Below are 21,135 nucleotides of genomic sequence, written 5' to 3'. Positions count from 1 at the left end.
TGCGGCAATATTCACTTTAACTATCCGATAGCATCTTTTCTTCATTCAAATGGTTACTCTTTATGTTTCTTTATTGTTTCGTTTCATACTATTATATTTGTTTTATCTTGTCAATTAATTTCTTTTACCTTTCGATATGCCTTCAAAATGAGATTGATTTGATCCGCAGTATTGTTAAGGCTCCAACCTAAACATACAAGAATATATCTAATTAACCATCATTATTATGTGGTATAAATTGGTATTTAAAAGAATAAAAGGGTTAACGATATGCGTTTTATCATGCTCGCCGCATGTTATAATAGTTTTATTCAAGAAAGAAAGGAAAAAATGAAATTGATTAAAGAAACATCCGAGAAAAAACTATTCTATTTGGATGGTATCAGAGGACTTGCGGCATTTGCCGTGGTTATTTCGCACTACATACAAGTGTTTTATCCAGCAGCGTTAAATGGAAGACCGCAACAAGCTCATTTTAAATGGGATATCTGGTATGGACATTCTCCGATTAATTTATTTTATAATGGACAATTTGCCGTATGTTTGTTTTTTGTGCTAAGTGGTTATGTGCTCAGTGTCAAAATGTTTGAAAAAGAGCTCGATAATGAAACCTCTCAAAAATTGTTGCATTCCAGCGCCATACGAAGGTACATTCGGCTTGCCGTGCCGGCAGCGGTATCCGTATTGCTTGTGTATCTGGCCATTATTACGAATGTCTTTCATCTCCAGGAAATATGGGGAACAACAGGGACGGATATGAAAAAGAACTACTACGCATTAGATACAAATGTATATACCGTTATCAAGGCTGCTATTTTTGATCCGTTTTTCCGTTTTAACGGGCATCCTTACAATCCTGTTCTTTGGACAATGGGCTACGAGCTATTAGGTTCTTTTTTAATTTTCGGTTTTCTTGCTTTATTTGGACGAGTGAAAAAAAGATGGATTGTGTATGGGGTCTTATCCATTGCGTTTATTCAAACCTATTTTGTCGCTTTTTTGTGGGGAATGCTGCTTGCCGATTTGCTCAAGCACAAATGGGTCCAAAATAAAATAACGGCAGTACTTGTCCTTATAATGGGGATTTATGCAGGTTCTGCGCCTTATACTCCATTAATGGGGACGATGTACGAACCCATAGAAGTGTGGACAAAAATGATCAATAAATGGATTCAATTTAACATCGATCCACGACTTCTTGCGCGAACTCTCGGTTCTGCTATGATTTTGTTTGCTCTGCTCCGTTTAAAAGTGCTTCAGCATGTGTTTGGATGGAAACCGTTTGCTTATTTAGGACAGATTTCATTTTCCCTTTACCTCATTCATTTCACTTTCCTCAATACGTTCTCCGCGTTCCTGTTTAGTAAAGTGATTCATCATTTTAATTATAATTTTGCCTATGCAATTACATTTATCGTTTCCATGGTGCCCTTATTTATTTTGTCGCATTATTATATGAAATATATTGATCAAGGCGCTTTAAAACTAGCTCGGAAAGTTGAGAAAAAAATGACCATATAACAAAAAAAGCGCAGAGTTGATACCAACAACTCAGCGCTTTTTTTGTATAAATGACCTGCTTTTGTATGGAAACTGCAAGTGAACTTCGGATCGCAATGAAGCTAGCAGCTCAACTCTGCAAGACGATAAATCCCCTGCTCAATCGATACTTCATCTACTTTTGCAAACCCCAACACCCATCCCTTTCGTTTGCTTTCCAAACAATAGGGTCCGAGAGGATACACTCGTATTCCCTTTTGAAGGGCTAACTTTGTCACGGTTTCTTCATCGTAGGACTCTTCCGCTTCAAGTAACATATGCAATCCCGTTTCTACTCCGCTTAGTGTGAATCGCTCCCCTAAACCGCTAGCCATAATAGCCTTTGTCATGGCAGCATGCCTTCGCCGGTACACATTTCTGACTCTTCTCATATGGCGCATAAAATGCCCATTCTTGATGAAGTGGGTTAGTGTTAGCTGATCCATAATCGGAAGATGACGATAAGTCAGCTCCTGTACCCTGGCCAGTTGAGCAATTGCCTCGACAGAGCCCACGATTGCCGAAATACGAATGCCTGGCGCGATCATTTTAGAAAAACTCATAAGGTACAACGTATTATTAGGTTCCTGGCTAATCAACGTTGGAAGCGGCTCACCACGGTATCGGAATTCACTATCATAGTCGTCCTCAATGATCCAAAATTGTTCTTGAACGGCCTTATGAAGCAATTGCTGCCTTCGCGGTTCCGACATCACAACTCCTGTCGCGCACTGATGCGATGGGGTCACAAAGATCAGTTTGGATTGTGGATGAATCCGCTCAATGACAAGACCATACTCATCAACGGGAACGGGCACCACATTCATACGCCGATATTTCATTGCCATCCACGCAGCCGGAAAACCGGGATCTTCTACAGAGACAATGTCCCCATCAGTTAACAGTGATTGAGCGATCAAGTCAATGCTATGCTGAGCTCCTGAAGTTAACAGAATCTGATTGGTTTGGATATGGATGCCTCGTTCAAGTGATAAATAACGCTGAATTTCCTCCCGTAATGGTAGGAACCCATAGGGATTACCGTAAGCCCAGCTTGATAAGTTCATGGAAGTGGATGCATGGAGAAATGATTGTCGCCAGTTCTTTTGAAATGAATCATCCAGATATGGTTCATGGGGACTAAAATCAATATCCACTTCCCGATGTTCTTTCCCTCTGAACCAGTCATGTAATTGTTCAACTGCCGAGTTCAACAAGGGAAGCGAAGGGGGAATGGGGCCATCGGTTATTATTTCCTTCGTTGAGCCAGTGACTTGATTCCATTCACTCACTCGTGTTCCTCCTCGACGAGATGTAACCGTATAGCCTCGACTTAACAATTCCTCATAAACGATCTGAATCGTTGAGCGAGAGACACCTATCAGGTGCGCGAGTTCCCGGGAAGGAATCAGCAATTCTCCCGGTGGCCAAATCCCGCTTTTGATATTATGAATCGCTTGATCAAGCAATTGCATCCAGATCGGTCTGTTATCGTTTCGGTTTACTTTCAACATCGCGCACACCCCCAAATTGAAACGCAAACTGTACTATATTATTTATGGATTGCTTATAAATGCGAACTTTGGATGTTTATGCGCATTCCATTCGTTGCTATACTACCGTAATAACACTGGGCTTTGCAAGAGAGTCGTTGATGCACGCTAGTCGAAATTCGGAGTTAATACTTCGAATGGGATGTTTTATATTTTATGAGATAAAGGAGAGACTTTGAAATGAATTCGGTTCGTTACAAAATCAGGGAATGCCGGGATCAAGAGAAAATTGAACGTTTCCTTCACCAGGCAAGAATCGGATATCTGGGGTTGGTTGACGGGAATCTGCCCTATGTTGTACCGCTTAATTATGTATGGACAGGTGGGAAGCTCTATTTTCATGGCGCTGGGGACGGAAGACGCAACCAGGTCATGAGTGAAAATTCAGCAGTATGTTTTACGGTATGCGAGGAATACGGAACCATCACGGATCCGGTACCTGCCAAAACGGATACGGCTTATATGAGCGTAATGATATTTGGACAAGCAGAGCCGATAACAGATTTGGATGAAGCCACCCATGTCCTTCAGGAAATGATCCATAAATATGTACCCGGCTATTATAACCGCCCCCTGCCCAAGCAGCATGTGGAAAAGTATAGATCGGCTGTTTTCGGTGGACCGGTCCAAGTTTGCCGTATTATTCCGCACCAAGTGACGGCTAAAGAAAGTCCCGTTGAAGAAGAAAAAATGTATAACAACGGTATGAAAGCAGGGCGAGAAATTTAGAGAACGCAGTGACAAGCAAAAGGTCCACCCTCTCGGTTGGACCTTTTGCTTTATGGAGCGTAGGCGCGCATGCTGGCTCCTATTTCAGGAACTCGTCTACTTGCTTTTGCATCTCCTGGATGACCTTCTCGATGCCGGCACTTTTCAGTTTCTCTTGGAAAACGGCTACCCCGCGCACTTTGTCTCCCGGCTCCACCATACCGTACTTCAGGGGTTTACCAAATGTGTCCATGGCGTTATTAATCGCGGCGATCTCGTTCTTCACATTCGAGTCATCGAATACGAAAGTTTCCAAAGGATGATTCACAGTGACTTTCTTGAACTCGTCAATGATTTTGTAATATTCTTCTGCTGTTTCTACGTTTTGACGTTCATGATCTGAAACCCATCCCCATGGACAAACTCCGCCTGGCGGGAAGCCCTCAAAAGCAGGCAGTGACTTGTATTGATCATCACCGATCGCTTCGTAATGCTTGCCTTCAATTCCGTAGAAGGTCAGATCATGTATTTCTTTATCATAACGAAGCAGATCGAGCACCATCAATGCGCGTTCAGGATTTTTGCTTGAAGCGCTGATGGACATTCCATTGGCGGTGAAAGGAACACTGTATCTTTTCTTTCCATCGCTGATATCGATAATCTCAATCTTCCAATCCGGATTAGAACTCTTAATGGACGCTTTTGCTCCTAGCAGCGTACCGAGGTTCCAATCAATCGCCGCAAGCTTCCCATCTTTAAACGCCTGCAGCTTATCCATTTTGCTTACAATCGCGTCTCTTTGCCAAGCTCCGGCTTTGGCTGCCGTGTACATCTTTTCGATATACGCAGTAAATTCGGGAGTGTCCATGTAGTTGAAGACCTTGCCTGTCGCATCATTCATACTGTAGCCAATCGGCAGCGGATACATCACATCAGCAAATTCATTCGGTTGCACGTATTCCAGCCAAGATCCTTCTCCTGGGCCAAGACTTGGAATGACCGACTTCTCCTTTGCTGCAATTTCGACCAGGAAGTTTTGGTAATTTTCCAGTGTCTTGATTTCGGGAATGCCATGTTTCTCTCTCAAGTCGCCGCGGACCGCAATCAACTTATGTGAATACTCGAAACCATTCTGCGGCACCATGTAAATCTTGTCATTAACCCGTGCCTGCCCCCAAGCAGTCTCCGGTTGTTGTTCCCAAGTTGTTGGGGCATATTTCTTCAACATCTCTTCCGTTATTTCCATATATCCTTTTTTGGTTGCAATTTGACTGTATTTATTCCAATTGGCGGAGAACACCAGATCCACATCTTCGTTTGCCGCAAACAGCAATGGATACTTTTGCTCCACATCTCCCCAATCGATAAAACTGACATCCAACGTTGCATTCACTTTTTCTTTCAATCGTTTGTTCACTTCGCCATACACCTCATCGAAATCGGCAGGCTTTGCGCCAAGCAGCACCATTTTCAGGACCACTTCCTTGCTCGTATCTGCATTCGAGGCATCTGCAGCATTTTGACCAGTTGTAGACGCATTAGAATTAGATGGTTCCGGTGCAGCATTTTTTCCGCAGGCGCTCAGAACTAACGTTAACACGAGAAAAACAAGAGTACCCCAGGTCTTAAGACTTTTTCTCTTTCCTGTAGACATTTTTTTCTTCCTCCCTTTATCATATATTTTATATGTGATAACCGGACGAGCCGTGATTATCCTTTGACTGAGCCAATCGTCATGCCTTGTACGAAATATCTCTGAACGAAGGGATACAACAAAACGATCGGCCCCGTGGCCACTATAGCAAGCGCCATCTTGAGATTCTCGCCCGGCAGCTGCCCGACTACAATCCCCGTCTGTGCCATGATTCTTCTTACCCCTTCAAGATTTCCTAACGATCGATAAAGCAAATACTGAAGCGTATACAAACGCTCATCCGATACGTAGAGAAGCGAGTTAAACCAGTCGTTCCAGTACCCTAATGCCGTAAACAGCCCAATTGTTGCCAGACCCGGTTTTGCCAGAGGAAGAATGAGACGCACAAAGATCGTAAAGTCCCCTGCTCCATCAATCTTGGCAGATTCGGTAATCGCATCTGGTATGCTGCGCATGAAGGTCCTCAATATGATGATATAAAATACGTTGAGCATAAGGGGCAGCAGCAGAGACCAATAGGTATCCTTAACGTGCAGATAATTTACCATGAGAATATACCAGGGAACCAGTCCCCCTTGAAAGAGTGTCGTAAAGTAAAAATAAAACGAGAAACCATAGCCCCATTTAAAATCCGACCTTTGAAGCACATAGGCAGCCATCGCGGAAGTGAACAAGCCAAACAATGTCCCTGCCACGGTAAGCGATATGGTCAGCATGTAAGATCGAACTAATACCTCCGGGTCTCTGAACACATATTCGTAGGCGCTGAAATCCAGGGAAGTCGGCCAGAGCCGAAAACCATTAGTCAAAATGTCCGATTCGTTCGTTAAAGATCCGCTCACGACCAATACAAAGGGAATCAAGCAAAATAATACAACCAATGTAATGAAAAAGTAGCCAATACTATGAAGGAGCAAGCGGTCTCTCGCCATCTTGGCCCCGGCAGGTTTACTCATGCATGCACCTCTCTCTTCCTAATCACCCTAGAACAATGCGTTTTCTCTGTCGACACGCCGCACCAGGTAGTTCGCAGCAAGAATCGTAATAAAGCAGAGTACCGATTGATAAAAGCCTATAGCCGCCGACATGCCGATCTCATTATCGACAATGAGTGAGCGATACGTATAAGTATCTATAACGTCCGTTGCTTGATAAAGCAGTCCATTTCCTCCGACCAGTTGGTAGAACAGACCAAAATCTCCACGGAAAATCATGCCTACAGACAACAGCACCAAAATAATGATCGTCGGCCTGATCGCCGGTAGTGTAATATGGAAGATTCGCTGAAAAATATTGGCTCCATCGATCTCCGCCGCATCATACGATTCGCGGTCTACGTTCATGATCGCAGCCATATAGAACACAGCTCCGTACCCTACTGTCTTCCAAGCCGAAGTAATCACCAATATATACTTCCAATAATCCGGTGTTGTATAAATATCCAGCGGCCCCAGATTAAAGGTTCTTAGCAAGCTGTTAATCAGGCCGTACTCAAAACTAAAGAGATTGTAGGCAATGGCTCCCACAACAACCCAGGATAAAAAATAGGGCAGCAGCAAGATCGTTTGTGCTATTTTTCTAAACCATTTTTTTCCAATCTCTGCAAGCAGGATCGCAACAAAAATTTGAAGGATATTATTTACAATGATAAATACAGCATTGTACCCAAGTGTGTTCAGCGTGACACGCAAAGCATCGCCAGTCAAAAAGAAAAAGCGAAAATTATCAAATCCTACCCACGGCGAATCGAAGATGCCCAAATCATAGCGAAACTGCTTGAATGCCAAGACGATTCCCGCCATTGGCAAATAGGCGAAAATAAAGAAGTAAATGACTGCGGGCGCAAGCATGAGAAGCAGCGTTTTACGACTTGCCATATAAGAGAATATCCCCCGCTTCATCGTCCAATCCCTCCCTTCATATTTGTATGAATTTTATCTAACTATAAATTAACAGCTCGCCCAGCCATTTAGAACCCGTGCAAATATCGGTTTTCTGTAACCTATATCGATCCTGCGAAAAAATGATAGCCTTACACTGTGGATGCAGGTAAGCTTGAAGAAAAGGGGGGAAATGTTGTGAGGCTGCTCATTGTTGACGATGAAAGATTGACCCGCGAGGGACTGCGGGACGAAACAAATTGGAAGAATATCGGGATATCCGAAATAAAAGAAGCGTACGACGGACTCAACGCGTTATCTATTTTGGATACATTCAAGCCCGATATCCTGCTCACCGATGTACGCATGCCACGAATGGACGGCATTAAGCTGGCAAACGAATTGCGCCGGATAAACCCTGGCTGCAAGGTGATCTTCATAAGCGGTTACGCCGACAAGGCCTACCTTAAAGCAGCTATTTCTCTGAAAGCCGTACAGTATGTGGAAAAGCCGATAGATATAGATGAACTGGAGGAAGCGGTAAAACAAGCGGTCAAAGAACGCATGGATGACCTGTCTTCTAATGAGAACGAAGCTTTTGCGAGGGCCAACTCATCACTTGTACGGCAGGAAGCCACACTTAAAATGATCGGGGAGTCAATCGATGAACCTCAGCTCCGCAAACAGCTGGATTGGACGGGCTTCGATCTGCCATCCCCTGTCGCAGGGGCGACCGTGCTTGTCAAAGTTATCGACCGAATAGCAGAAACCGACCAAGCCATGACTATCATCACAAATGCGGCACACCAGCTCGTATGCCCCTTTCTTCTTGCTCCCAAGGACAATATGCACTATGTTCTCCATCTATTTCCGGGGTCTGCCTGCCGCCTGGATAAGCCTACTCTCAGCACGATGTGTCATGAACTGGCTTCAGCGTTAAGCTCACACTATCAAAGATACGCTGTCGCTGCCGGAGCTATCGTCTGCGGTATCGATTCCATAAGACAATCCTACATCACTGCCGTCGTAAGGATGCAACGAGCCTTCTACCTGCCCCCTTGCGCCGTAGTGACGGATGACATTGCCTTGCGAAGCTTTCCGGAAGAACAGAAGCGACTGTTAATGGATAATATTAAAGCCGCACTTCAGCTGGAACGTTTCGACGAGATCGACGCTGCTGTTCAACAGCTAACCGACCTTATAAGGGAATGTCCTATGGAACTCGTGAGTACAACCAAGGATCTGTACTGTCGGATCGCCATCGAATTGGAGACCTTCGCTGAATCCCGCAGCATTAAACTATTCACACTGAACAACGGGGATTCCCCTTTGGAGTTCATTCTCGGATGCCATTATATTGACGATGTGCTTTCTGCAGTCAAGTCTAAGATCAGACTGCTTCAGGAGGAAGTCGCCGAACGAAGCAAGAGCGCTACGGCATCACGGATCATGAGATACATCCATGAACATTACGCAAGAGAAAGCTTGTCAGTGGGAGATTTGAGCGAATACTTGCAAATGACAAACTCTCATTTGATTGCGGTGTTCAGGAAGAGTACGGCCAAAACCGTCAAGCAGTATATAATGGAATACCGAGTGGAAAAAGCCAAGCAGCTATTAATGGAGGATTGGATGAAAATGAGTGTTGTCGCTGCTCGAACGGGGTTCAAAGACGGGGAGTACTTCGCAAAGGTGTTTCGAAAACATACAGGGATGACACCATCCGAATACAGGAACCGGTACCGTCCATGAAATCAATCGTCATTAAAATATACAAAGGATGGTTGTACAACACCAAATTGAAACACAAGATTTTGCTTACTTATTTGGCGTTGATCATTCTTCCTCTGGGGATATTCCAATATGTCGCTTCAGACAAAATAGCGGATTTGATCGTCGATCAGATTACCTACTCGGCGGAACAAAGCTTTGATCAAACCTATTCCTACTTCAGTTATCGCGTGGAGCGCATTGCCAAGACGACAGACATGCTGGTCACCAATCCTGCTGTATCCAACTCCATCCAAAAGCTGAAAACGATTCAAAATATAAACAATGAGCTTCAGGAATACGACGAACTCAAACGGCTTATGATCTCGATTCGCGATAACCTTGATATTGCGGGCGTTGTCATGTACGTCCCGGACACCTTCTTATTTGCCAGGGAGATGGAGAACTTCCTGCCTATTAGTCTCGCGGATCATAGCCCCTGCTTTCAACGGTTAATAGAGGAAAAGCAAAAATACATGTGGTGTACGGCTGACACTCTTGCTGGATATTCACCGTCAGATGATGCATCTTTCATCTCAGTTGCCAGGAATATAATGGATCCGAACGATTATCAGTCGCCAATTGGCCACCTTCGAGTTGATGTCGAGAAAGAAAAACTAAGAATGATCTTAAATAAAGCAAATGTCGTGAAAAATAGCGTAACCTTTCTACACGACTCAACAATGGGCGTTATTCTGGCTTCCGACTCAGTCCCTGTTGATCTTGTTCAACCACTGGACAATATCCAGTTGCGCGATGAAACGAAAATATTTACAACCAATGGAAATTACTATTCTGCACGCCCAGTTCCATATTCAAAATGGAGTATGGTCACTGTCATTCCGCTGGATGAAGTTGTCAAACAAGGTTTTCAGCTGCGCAACCAGCTGTACCTGTTGTTGATTGTTATCGCAGCTGCCGCTTATTTTTTGGCCTATCTTCTTGCAATATCCATTACACGGCGCATATCACGGCTGACTAGACGTATTCGAGAGGTGGAAGTCGGCAATATGCTCCCCTTGTCCCCCATCGATGGGAGAGACGAGGTGGGCGAGTTAATTCGAACGTATAACTTCATGATCAAGAAAATATCCGCCATGAATGAACAACAGTTTCAGCTTGGCCAGGAGAGGAAAAGCGCAGAACTGAAAGCGCTGCAATCGCAAATCAATCCACACTTCCTTTATAATACATTGGATCTGATCAACTGGATGGCTACCCGAGGCATGAATAATGAGATCAGGAACGTCGTAAAGACCCTGTCCCGTTTTTACAGAGTCAGTCTCAGCAATGGAAGAGACATCATTACCCTGAGAGAAGAACTTGATCATGTTTCATTTTATGTGCAAATTCAAAATATCCGCTATGATTATGAAATCGAATTTCTCGTCAATGTGCCAGAGGATATGTTCAACTATTTCATTCCGAAAATAACGCTTCAGCCGTTAGTAGAGAACGCCATTGCTCACGGTATCCTGGGACGAGAGAGCCGAAAAGGTACGATTGAAATTACTGCGGCAAGGGCTGGTCATGATATCCTGATCACGGTAAGTGATAACGGCATAGGCATGGGCGCAGACCAACTCGCAAAGCTGAATGACCAATTCACCAAGCCAGTTGTACGAGATGACTCTTATGGCAGCAGAAACGTTGACATGCGCATCCGACACTATTTCGGAAATAAGTATGGGTTGACTTACCATAGCATGGAAGACAAGGGAACGAGCGTAGATATTCTTATACCTGCGGAGGATGTACACCGTAACGGTGTGTTAGGCGAAAGTTGACCCGCGAACCCGGCTTCGCCCCCCTTAAGGGCTCCACGATAAATAAAAAAGACGGTGCCTCTATAGCCTATGGCTGCGGGGCACCCTCTTCATACTTCTCCAATGCACCATTCCACTTCTCAACCGAAATCAACCTGCATTATGGATTGATATATTGCAAGTACAGTAAAAATTGTCCTCCAGTATCTAAAATTGGAGGCAATTTCCTAATTACAACCCCTTTAACATCAAATGCCAGTAATTTTTATTGCTATTAAAGCCTAGTTCCTCCGGAGGCATCAATAAATTGCCCCGTGATCCATCGCGCTTCCTCAGATGCTACGAACGCAACTACATCAGCAACGTCTTCAGTGGTGCCAGCTCTTCCGAAAGCGGGCATTATTGAAGCTGCTGCAGCACGAGCTTCTGGGTCGGCGAGCCAATCCTTGTTCATATCAGTATCCGTAACTCCAGGCCTTACTGCGTTTACAGTAATACCTTTTGATGCAAAATGTGGAGCTAAAGCCAAAGTAAATGTCTCTAGGGCTCCCTTGGAAGCCGCATAAATGGTAGCATTTGGGCTGGCAACACGAGTATAGCCAGTAGAAATGTTAATGATTCGTCCACCGCTCCGTATATACGGGCTAGCTGCTTGAGTAATAAAGTATGGAGCTTTAAGGTTAACATTAATTACATCTTCAAACGTTTCAATTGACGTTTCTTCAAAAGGATTACCCGGTGCAATACCTGCGTTATTGATTAAGATGTCCAATTGCACAGATCCAATTTCCGAACGAACAGCATCTTCAAATGCAGCCCAAAGCTTTTTTACACCGGAAATACCCGTGGTTAATTCTGCTTCCAGAGCTATAGCCTTTGAGCCCAGCGCCTTAATCTCTTCAACAACTTTTAAAGCAGCATCCCTATTACTGGCGTAATGAACGCCTATAAATTCTGCTCCGCCAGCAGCTAATTTTTTGGCTATTTCAGCCCCTATCCCACGACTTGCCCCTGTAACCAAGGCAATTTTACCATTGAATTTTCCTTCATTCGTCGACATATTATTCCTGCTCCTTTTAAGATAAATTTAATGCATAATCAATATTATTAGATTATGATAGATATGAATAGTACGATATTTTTGTATCGTTAGGATCAAATGGTATACCTAAGAAAGGGAGGACAACAGTTCAAACGCAGCTTGTTTTTAGCATATCTGATAGAGGTTATATGAACTTAGAATATAAAGAAGAGGTGAATTTCCATGATTGAATTAAAAAGTTCTGAACTAACCTGTTCGTTCAATACAGCTCAGAAAGTATTGTCCGGCAAATGGTCTCTCATGATAATTTTTCATCTAATGAACGGACCAATACGTTTTAACGAACTGTTACGGAAATTTGACGGCTTAACGCATGCGTCGCTGACTAAACAACTAAGGCAACTGGAAAACTTTCGACTTATTCACCGTGAGGTTTATAATCAAGTTCCGCCAAAAGTGGAATACTCTTTAACTGATTTGGGGAAAAAGCTTTATCCAACGATTATTGGGCTAACGGATTGGGGAAGTGAGTATATTGAGCATTGCAAGATAACTGAAGCCAGTTGGCCCCGGTAACACGCCCCATAGTCGGTCTGTCGCAATTTAGCGATCATGATAAAAACTGAGTGCACTACGTTTGCTGCTTCAAGGTACGCCAGCCCTCTATTTTTTCTATTACCTTACTTCCTGTTGCTTTAATAAGAGCAGTACAAGACATCTCTTCCAGGAAATGAATCCAACAGCACAAATCCTTGCCTGCAGTTCCTCATAACACAAAACAAGCAACCCCTTGCAGGTTGCTTTTGTTTGTAAATGATCTCTAGAAGGTAGCCGCAAGTTCACGTGCCCTCTTTATACCTTCCTCTTTTATTTCATTACGCCTATCACGATATTGGTCGTGTCCCTCAATAAATAACGCATGCAAATCGGTTATGCCGATAAAACGCATGATTGATTTCAGATGACGATGGCTCACTTCATCCTCGACGTCTGGCCCCTCCGTATAGACCCAACCGCTCGCTTGGATATGAAGCACTTTCTTATTTTGAAGCAATCCGATTGGACCGTTGCGCGTGTATGAGAACGTTTTGCCTGCCACCGTTATTGCGTCGATGTAGGCTTTCATAACTGGCGGATACGAGAAATTCCACATCGGGTTTACAAAGACGTATTTATCCGCTTGAATAAATTGATCGACCAACTTGTCCAGTTGGACGATTTTGGTTCGTTCGATTTCCGGCAACTGCTCTAGTTCCATCCCCTCTTCCAGCTTGCCCCACCCTCTTAAAATATCCGCATCCAGCGAAGGGACGTCGGCTTTATACAAATCCAAATGAATGATTTCACAATCGGGATTGACAGTCCGATATGCATCAATAAACGTTTCACCAGCCGATATGGAAAACGATTCTGACCCGTTTAGCGGATGTGCGGTAATGTAAAGAACTGATGTCATGCAATACTCCATCCTCTCAATAGTTTTCGTTTCGAATTCAGTATATGTCATGGGGAGGGAATGAAATAGTTGAGCATTAATAGTATAATTACCTGTAGTAATAGTCGGGAAACTAATATAATTTCTATCTGTTAGGGGGTTAGGTTTGAATGAACGACGAACAACGCCGTAAGGAATTGGCGAACTTTCTCAAAACCCACCGCGCCAGGGTAACTCCGCAGGATGCGGGATTAAAATACACGGCTCCAAAGCGTCGGACGCCAGGATTGCGCAGGGAGGAAGTTGCCGTCTTGTCCGGTATTTCATTACCGTGGTACACGTCGCTAGAACAAGGCCGCGATATCCAGGTTTCCAAGCAGATACTCGAAAGCTTAGTTCGAACACTCAAACTCGATAGAGATGAACGACTTTATCTGTATACACTGGCGAATCAGCAAACCCCTCTGCTCCCAGTACTGAATCCCGGTACAGCGCCACCTCCGTCTCTTCAAATTATCGTGGATCAATTTGCGGAATGCCCCGCTTTTTTCTCGGACCAAAGGTGGAACATACTGGCATGGAATCGGGTGGCCTCCCTCGTCTTCGGTAATTTCAGAAGTGTTGGCAAGTACAGCAGTAATTTGGTTTGGCAGATGTTTACTACGGAGGAGATTCGGGTCATGCTTGTCAATCGGGAGGGAGTGGCGAAAAATCTATTGGCGCAATTCCGCAGCTATTACGCCCGGAATATGGAGGATCCATGGTATGGGGAGTTTATTGCCGCATTGTCTGAACGCAGTGCGGAATTTCGGGAATGGTGGACCGATCACGACGTACGATGCGCGCTAACAGGTTCGATAGAGATCATGCATCCTAAAGTGGGAAGGCTGCAGATGGAAGCGCATGAGTTCTACCGGTGTGAAGATGAGGGGACGGCTCTAACCGTCTACATCCCAATACCAGAAACGAAATGTCAGGAAAACCTATTAAAACTAATCGGATAAACCGACTCTTCGCTGTGGAGAGGGTCCTGCATGCTGGATATTTCGGGAAATTGGTGAGCGTTGGTGCAATCGAACGTATAAACGTAAAGTCTGGAAAAGCCTTGCCCTGCAAGGCTTTAGCTTTTATTTCAATACCATTGATATGAACTTACCCAAAAAGACGGGGCAGTTCGTCTGCATATAAGAATACTACCGCAATTGCAATCAAGAGATTCAATAAGGCAGGTATCATTTTCCCGATCGGATGGTTGACTCTGAGGTGCGCGAGGCACGCCAGCAGCATCATAATGCCTATCAATATTCCTGCCCATGCAGCAATCCCCGGATACCAATAACCGAGAATGAGTCCTATGCATCCAACAATTTGAATGTAGCCCGTAATGACCCGGAACCATTGAGGAAGTTTAATCGAGTCAAACAGTTCTACCTGATGCTTGGCTCCTGCAATTTTGCTTCCGCCAAAGAAAACCATGGAGAAAAGCAGCCAACTTTGAAGAACGATGTTTAAAATATGCATATGGATCCACTTCCTTATTCATTTATTATTATCCGACACCTATCAGTGTCCTATTTAAGGGTATAACACCATTATGTGACCTGTAAAGCAATTATTATGTAATATTTGGTGCGAAAATGATTCTATTGACCTTCACACTATATAGACTGAATTAAAGAACTGCACTTTGAATAATTGAGCTTTAGTACGTGATCTTATTGACAATAACCGAAGAAAACAAATCGTTGAAAATGCGCTTCGCGAGACTTCCAACAATCGGATATATGAGCGCTGCTTAGCCTTTCTCTACCGCCCCGTTGACGTCCCTACTATCCAACCACTTGTTAACAAAGTCACAAAACCATTCCGATATTTATCGAGCCAATATATAAGAACAAAAAAATCCCCCGCCTGCACGGTCATGAGCAGGCGGGGAATCAAGTCAGCCCCGTTTAATTACGAGTCACATTAAAATTATCGAAATACACGTTACCCGCTGACCGTTGGTTGAAGATCCGGAAGGCGCTAATCTTGGGACTCGCCGCCGTGTACGACTCTTGGGCCATCTGCGTCAGTGTGCCGTTTTTCGGGCCCGTATGGAACGTCACGGTATTCGTGACGAAGTCCAGATCGATCTCCAGCGTGTACCACGTGTTCAGCAGGAAGCCAGGAATGAGGTTGCGATAGGTGCTGGTTGTACCCAAACGGTACTTCAAGCCGTTCGCGGTATCTGTCTGGATCTCCAGGAAGTTTGAGCCGGTATACAACAAGAGCTTATCCCCGTTGTAGTTCGCTTCCCGCATGTAATCTACTTTGAAATGCGCCGTAGGTCCTTCGGCCAGGAACTCGTACACGAAGTTCCCCGCCGCGCCACTGGGCACACTCAAGCTGAGATCAGTGCTACCCGGCACGTCCGCGACCAACCACGGTGTAGGCCAGGCGTCGGGATAAGCCGTATACGGCTGCCCTATGGTACCGTCGTTGAAATCGACGAACAAGTCCGAGGACGAGCCGCCGACCATCACATCCAACGGAGCCGACAACGGCGATTCGCCTTCCGCATTGATCGCGCTCACCTTGTAGTAGTACGTCGTATCCGACACCAGGCCCTTGTTTCGATAGGAGGTGTTGGTGATTGGGCCCACCTCCAGCTTGCGATAAGGCCCGCTCGAACTGTCCGCCCGGTAGAGGGCGTAGGAATCTGCTCCAGCGACCTGACTCCAGCTGAGCGCGACCTCGTTCCGACGGGCGGTTGCGGTCACGCCGGTCGGCTCTGCGGGCCCGTTCCAGGCTGTGAAGTTGTCGAAGTAGACATTGCCGCTCGACCGCTGGTGGAAGACCCGAAAAGCGCTTATTTTCGGACTGGCCGCCGTATACGATTCATGTGCCTGCACGGTCAGAGACCCGTTCTTCGGCCCCGTGCGGAAAGTCACTGTGTTTGCCGCGAAGTCCAGATCGACCGCCACCGTATACCAAGTGTTCAATTGGAAGCCCGGGATGAGATCGCGGTACACAGTCGTGGCGCCCAGGCGGTAGCGCAAGCCGTTATCGGAATCGGTGACCGTCTCCAGGAAGTTCGTCCCCGTGTAGATCAACAGTTTATCCAAATCGAAGTTCGCCTCGCGCATATAGTCGAAGCGCAGATGCGCGGTCGTGCCCGTATTGGTGAAATCGTATGTGAACGTTCCGGTCGCATTCGGCGCCACGCTGAGGCTCTTGTCCGCCGAGCTCGGCACTGGCGACACGGTCCATGCCGCCGGCCACTCGGCCGGCGCATAATAAGGCTGCCCGTCGGTTCCGTCGTTGTAGTCGACGGAGATCGGCTGGAGCGGCGCCTTCGTCTTAGCGGCGGCATGGAGCGACATAGCCGACTCGCCGCCAGCCGTAACGGCAGTGACCTTGTAAGCATACTCGGTCGCGGCGGTCAGCCCGTTGTTCGTAAAGGCCGCAGCCGTCAGCGCCGTTGACGTCAGTTTGGTGTACGCGCCATTCACACTGGCCGCGCGATACACGTGGTACCCGGTCGCTCCCGCCACGGGCGTCCAGTCGAGCCGGATTGAATCCCGGTCCAGCGCCTGCGCGCGCAGTCCACTAGGGGCTCCGCTCACAGCGGCCTTCGGCACCGCGGGCACGACTCCCTCCGGGAAGGTGCCGATTGTGAGCTCGTTCAAATATTTCTCCACGTTCGTATATCCGTCACCGGTGAAATCGGTCTTCCCGTCCAGTGGGCTGTTCGGATTCAAGCCGTGCTCCCGCTCCCACACGTCCGGCATCCCGTCGCCGTCCGTATCCGCGGGCACTTCGCCCGTCTGCAGTGTCGGCCATTGCAGCGTCACCTTGGTCGCGTTCTTCCCATCCAGTAGGACTTGCTCCTCGGGGGTGACACTGTTCGACGTATAAATCACGGTCCCCGTCCCGTTGATAACATCGCTCACGATTGCCTGGTCGACCGAATCGCGCTTGAGGCTGGCCCCGGCATATTCCAGCACCTTGCCGTAAGCGACGTCAGGGCTGTCCTGTGGCGACGGATTCGGCATCGCATACGGCGTCGCGACAAAAAGCTGCGGGTTTTTCTTGATGCCGGCGAAGTTGTTCGGATGGCTGGCGGACGACAAGCTGCCGTCCCGGCGGACGCTTTTGTTGCCGGTCAGGGCGATGCTCGACCCGGGCTCCGCCTCGGCCATACGATCCTGATCCTGGGTGCTGAGGCCGGCCTTGTAATAATTGTTCACCATGTTGCCCTGCTGGCTATCGCCGTACATGCTCTTGTAGCCCCAGTCGTAGATCACATTGTTGCGCACGTCCATCGACTTGCCGGTGAACCGCGGGTTGCGGCTGTCGTTGTGGGCAAGCAGATTGTAATAATAGGTGGCGTTGTCGCCGCCCCATATGCCACCGTAGCCATGGAAGCCTTTGCCGGCCACGTTCGAGAATACGATCGTCTGGGCGATCGTGCTGTACTGCATCGTGAAGTCGGTATTTTGATAGAACGAAGCCGACTCGTCGGTACCCCAGCTCGCCGAGATATGGTCGAACATGAGCTGCTTACGGAACCGCCCCGTGATGCCGTCCATATCCACTCCGGCTTCGTCGCCGGTGCGGAACCGGAGATACCGGACGATCAGGTTATCACCCTGGAACACGATGGTATGCTTCTTGAATGTAATCCCGTCCCCTGGCGCGGATTGACCGGCTATCGTCAAATTGGACGCCGTGACGAACAGTAACGACTGCAGCTCGATCGTGCCCGACACCTTGAACAGAATTGTCCGGTTGCTCTGGCTGACCGCGTCGCGGAACGAGCCCGGTCCCGAATCGTTCAGATTCGTGACATAATAGACGTCTTGACCTCGTCCGCCGGTGGTGTATTTGCCTCCGCCTTCAGCACCGGGGAAAGCGGGAACCGTGCCGGGCACAACGTCGGGCGGCAGCGGCGGCGGATCAAGCGGCGTGCCGACGGCCGGGCCGACGAGGACAGAGTACATGAGACCAAAGCCGATGTGGCCGGTCGCATTGTTGCCGCCCAGTGCGACGGTACCAGCCTTGTATGTGCGCGAATAGACGCGGTAGATGTTCGTCGCCGTGACGTTGCCGTACTCATCTTTCACCTCGGCTTCGAGCGTATTCCCCGTAAACGTCCATCCATACTGAGGGGTTAGCCAGAAGTCGGCGGAGAACGGATCGGTATACGCGTCGTCCGCGTGCATCGCGACATAGATCGTTGCGTCGGTATCGATAGTGAAATTAAGGAACGGGTTGGTTGGCTCGTTCTTATGCTCCGTTCCGCCGCCGGTCTGAATATAGGACAATCCGGCATAAGGGCCTACGTTGGAAAAGTTGGTGGCGGGATCATTCACGTACACGGGCTGATCGACTTGCAAATCGTCATATACCGCATACGTGACTGGCGCGAACCATTCGTTATTCAGCGTCAGATCGTCGATGCCAATGGACGAAGCATGAGCGGGCATTACAGGCAGCAACTGCAGCGCCAGCAATAATGACAGCAATAGAGCAATTAATTTCTTTTTCATCATATTCCTCCTCCGTTTGTCCGTTTGATAATACCGAACTGGATCGTGTGATATCATGATGCAGATCTCATTTGCCTGCCTCGACTGCCATCCGGCCCCCCCTTTAATCACTTGAGGAGCGTTTTGTAAACGCTTACTTGTAGCTCCCGTAGGTTTGATGATACTCCCTGTTTCCGTCCAGAGCTAGATCCATTTCCTTCGGCAACCGTACGATTATTTAGAATTGGCATTCTCTAGCCCGGATTCTAAGTAATCGTACCCTTATTGAGAGGTGTACCTTGTTCATCCGGAAAGACCTTTGTAAGATGTGAATGAAACGCTTCCATCCTCCACGGAAGCAATCGAAGCGCAAGCGAAAGGAGACGATAGATTTGAACAATGCGGCGCCCCTTGCTCGCGATCGGGGGAAAGTGAGAAGCGATTGGAGATCGGTGATCCGAAAAGGGTGGGCGCGATCGAAGTATCTACATCTATTGGCGTTGCCGGGGGTCCTGTTTTTTGTAATTTTCAACTATGTCCCGATGTACGGTATCCTGATCGCATTTCAAGATTATCAGCCCTTGAAAGGGGTGCGGGGCAGCCCCTGGGTCGGCTTCGACCAATTTGTGAAGTTTTTCGAACACATGTACTTCTGGCGGGTCATCCGTAACACGCTGCTGCTAAGCGTCCTGGAGTTGCTGTTCGTGTTCCCGCTGCAAATTGCGTTCGCCATCCTGCTGAACGAAGTACGAAAACAATTCTACAAACGCTTCGTGCAGACGGTGAGTTATCTGCCGCATTTCATCTCGCTGCCGGCGATCGTGGGGATGCTGTACATGTTCCTCTCACCGCAGGACGGGCCCATCAACATGCTGCTCGTGAAGGTGTTCCATATGGAGCCGATCAACTTCATGGGCGTATCCGAATGGTTCCGACCGCTGTATATCCTGTCCGACATCTGGACACAGCTCGGCTGGGGAGCGATCATCTACTTGGCAGCGCTCACAACCGTAAACCCGGATATGTACGAGTCCGCTTCGCTTGACGGAGCAAGCCGGGTGAAGATGATCTGGCACATTACCTTGCCGGCAATCCAACCGACGATCATGATCATGCTTCTACTCCAGATCGGCAAGATGATGTCTCTGGGCGCTGATAAGGTGCTGCTCATGCAATCTCCGGTTACCTATGAGGTGTCGGACGTGATCAGTACATTTGTGTACCGAAGAGGTCTCGAGTTCGGCGAATACAGCTTCGCCACCGCCGTCGGCTTTTTCAACTCGCTGCTCAACATCTTCCTGCTGCTGACCGCGAACTGGATCGTCAAGAAGACGACCGACAACAGCTTATTTTAACCCGATGGAGGTGCCTCAATGATTCAAGACCGCTCGTTGTCTTCGAGACTGCTGGACGTCGTCGTGCACGTGGTGATGATCCTTGTGCTGGTCGCCACGCTATATCCGGTGCTGTACGTATTGTCCGCATCGCTCAGCAGCCCGGCAGCTTTTAACCTGGGCAAGGTGTCAATCTTTCCGGTTGATGTTACACTGAAGGCATACCGTCTTATCTGGGAAGCGAAAACAGTCACTCATTCGTTTCTGAACTCCGTGGTTTACACGACCCTCGGCACGGCGATCAGCATGATGCTGACGACCTCGCTCGCCTATGCGATTTCGCGCAAGCGCTTATCGCTGCGGGGCTTCTACATGGCGTTCGTGCTGATCACGATGTATTTCAACGGCGGCATGATCGCCAATTTCCTGGTTGTGAAGAACTTGGGCTTATACAACTCGGTCTGGGCTATCGTATTGCCCACGGCGGTGTCGACGTATTATTTGATCATCATGCGCTCGTACTTCCAGGCGATTCCCGAGGAGTTAAATGAATCCGCTTACTTGGACGGCGCCAACGATCTGGTCATCTTTCTCCGCATCACCTTGCCCCTGTCGATGGCCGCGCTGGTCACGATCGGGCTGTTCTACGCGGTGAATTACTGGAACGCCTGGTTCTCCTCGCTGCTCTACCTGAAAGACCAGGACAAATACCCGCTGCAGATGGTGCTGCGACAGATCATCATCCGTTCGGAGCTGCTTATGGAGTCGATCCGGGCTGGTGAGGCATCGGCCAGCGAGATGGCGTCCACGGATGTCACATCGATCAAGTACGCGACACTCTTCGTCTCCATCGGGCCGATGATGATTTTGTATCCCTTCATTCAGAAATATTTCGTCAAAGGCGTTATGATCGGTTCTTTAAAGGGATGACGCCCAATTCA

At 47.5% G+C, this 21,135-nt stretch carries 16 protein-coding genes; 8 read left to right on the top strand and 8 right to left on the bottom strand.

The features are described from left to right. Positions 1 to 270 precede the first annotated feature (270 nt). Positions 271 to 1,521, top strand: a complete 1,251-nt coding sequence (locus tag IEY46_RS04090; protein ID WP_188989374.1) for an acyltransferase family protein — start codon at positions 271 to 273, stop codon at positions 1,519 to 1,521. A gap of 101 nt (positions 1,522 to 1,622) precedes the next feature. On the opposite strand, the gene pdxR is transcribed toward IEY46_RS04090, so the two are convergent. Further along, the gene (gene pdxR / locus IEY46_RS04085; protein WP_188989372.1) at positions 1,623 to 3,053 is read right to left on the bottom strand and encodes a MocR-like pyridoxine biosynthesis transcription factor PdxR; all 1,431 of its coding nucleotides are present in this window, start codon (positions 3,051 to 3,053) and stop codon (positions 1,623 to 1,625) included. Positions 3,054 to 3,272: 219 nt separating this feature from the next. Here pdxR and IEY46_RS04080 point away from each other — a divergent pair, with 219 nt between their 5' ends. After that, positions 3,273 to 3,821, top strand: a complete 549-nt coding sequence (locus IEY46_RS04080) for a pyridoxamine 5'-phosphate oxidase family protein (RefSeq protein WP_188989370.1) — start codon at positions 3,273 to 3,275, stop codon at positions 3,819 to 3,821. 79 nt (positions 3,822 to 3,900) lie between these two features. Here IEY46_RS04080 and IEY46_RS04075 read toward each other — a convergent pair whose 3' ends face one another. The 3 genes from IEY46_RS04075 to IEY46_RS04065 are packed head-to-tail and all read right to left on the bottom strand — an operon-like array spanning position 3,901 to position 7,355. Then, on the bottom strand, positions 3,901 to 5,454 hold the full coding sequence (locus IEY46_RS04075) for an ABC transporter substrate-binding protein (protein WP_188989368.1): 1,554 nt from the start codon (positions 5,452 to 5,454) through the stop codon (positions 3,901 to 3,903). 56 nt (positions 5,455 to 5,510) lie between these two features. Beyond that, positions 5,511 to 6,410 carry a carbohydrate ABC transporter permease gene (locus tag IEY46_RS04070; protein ID WP_188989366.1) on the bottom strand — a complete coding sequence of 300 codons (900 nt, stop codon included), beginning with the start codon at positions 6,408 to 6,410 and terminating at the stop codon, positions 5,511 to 5,513. A gap of 27 nt (positions 6,411 to 6,437) precedes the next feature. Continuing rightward, on the bottom strand, positions 6,438 to 7,355 hold the full coding sequence (locus IEY46_RS04065) for an ABC transporter permease (RefSeq protein ID WP_188989364.1): 918 nt from the start codon (positions 7,353 to 7,355) through the stop codon (positions 6,438 to 6,440). Positions 7,356 to 7,532: 177 nt separating this feature from the next. On the opposite strand from IEY46_RS04065, the gene IEY46_RS04060 reads away from it, so the two are divergent. Together IEY46_RS04060 and IEY46_RS04055 are read left to right on the top strand one after the other, a co-directional pair. Next, positions 7,533 to 9,086: a response regulator transcription factor gene (locus IEY46_RS04060; RefSeq protein ID WP_188989362.1), complete on the top strand. Its 1,554-nt coding sequence runs from the start codon at positions 7,533 to 7,535 to the stop codon at positions 9,084 to 9,086. Continuing rightward, the gene (locus IEY46_RS04055) at positions 9,083 to 10,891 is read left to right on the top strand and encodes a cache domain-containing sensor histidine kinase (protein WP_188989360.1); all 1,809 of its coding nucleotides are present in this window, start codon (positions 9,083 to 9,085) and stop codon (positions 10,889 to 10,891) included. Before IEY46_RS04060 ends, IEY46_RS04055 begins: the two co-directional genes overlap by 4 nt. Before the next feature lie 253 nt (positions 10,892 to 11,144). On the opposite strand, the gene IEY46_RS04050 is transcribed toward IEY46_RS04055, so the two are convergent. Then, entirely contained in the window at positions 11,145 to 11,930 is a 786-nt protein-coding gene (locus IEY46_RS04050) for an SDR family NAD(P)-dependent oxidoreductase (protein WP_188989358.1), read from the bottom strand. Between the two features lie 204 nt (positions 11,931 to 12,134). Between IEY46_RS04050 and IEY46_RS04045 the strand changes: the two genes are divergently transcribed. Next, positions 12,135 to 12,488 (top strand): winged helix-turn-helix transcriptional regulator, encoded by a 354-nt coding sequence (locus tag IEY46_RS04045; protein WP_188989356.1) that lies wholly within the window; start codon positions 12,135 to 12,137, stop codon positions 12,486 to 12,488. 244 nt (positions 12,489 to 12,732) lie between these two features. On the opposite strand, the gene IEY46_RS04040 is transcribed toward IEY46_RS04045, so the two are convergent. Further along, complete coding sequence (locus tag IEY46_RS04040) at positions 12,733 to 13,368, bottom strand: FMN-dependent NADH-azoreductase (protein WP_188989354.1); 636 nt, start codon at positions 13,366 to 13,368, stop codon at positions 12,733 to 12,735. Positions 13,369 to 13,517: 149 nt separating this feature from the next. Here IEY46_RS04040 and IEY46_RS04035 point away from each other — a divergent pair, with 149 nt between their 5' ends. Then, positions 13,518 to 14,351, top strand: a complete 834-nt coding sequence (locus IEY46_RS04035) for a helix-turn-helix transcriptional regulator (RefSeq protein ID WP_188989352.1) — start codon at positions 13,518 to 13,520, stop codon at positions 14,349 to 14,351. 148 nt (positions 14,352 to 14,499) lie between these two features. Here IEY46_RS04035 and IEY46_RS04030 read toward each other — a convergent pair whose 3' ends face one another. Then, positions 14,500 to 14,868, bottom strand: coding sequence for a DoxX family protein (locus tag IEY46_RS04030; protein WP_188989350.1), 369 nt, complete (start codon positions 14,866 to 14,868; stop codon positions 14,500 to 14,502). A gap of 431 nt (positions 14,869 to 15,299) precedes the next feature. After that, entirely contained in the window at positions 15,300 to 18,884 is a 3,585-nt protein-coding gene (locus tag IEY46_RS04025; protein ID WP_229750054.1) for a fibronectin type III domain-containing protein, read from the bottom strand. Between the two features lie 428 nt (positions 18,885 to 19,312). Between IEY46_RS04025 and IEY46_RS04020 the strand changes: the two genes are divergently transcribed. Next, a complete protein-coding gene (locus IEY46_RS04020) occupies positions 19,313 to 20,215 on the top strand; it encodes an ABC transporter permease (RefSeq protein ID WP_229750053.1) in 903 nt (300 codons plus the stop codon). Positions 20,216 to 20,233: 18 nt separating this feature from the next. Continuing rightward, the gene (locus tag IEY46_RS04015; protein ID WP_188989343.1) at positions 20,234 to 21,124 is read left to right on the top strand and encodes a carbohydrate ABC transporter permease; all 891 of its coding nucleotides are present in this window, start codon (positions 20,234 to 20,236) and stop codon (positions 21,122 to 21,124) included. Positions 21,125 to 21,135 lie beyond the last annotated feature (11 nt).

Origin of the sequence: Paenibacillus nasutitermitis (assembly GCF_014641075.1) — a bacterium.
Lineage (GTDB): Bacteria > Bacillota > Bacilli > Paenibacillales > Paenibacillaceae > Paenibacillus_Z > Paenibacillus_Z nasutitermitis.
This window is presented reverse-complemented; position numbering and strand designations above follow the sequence as displayed.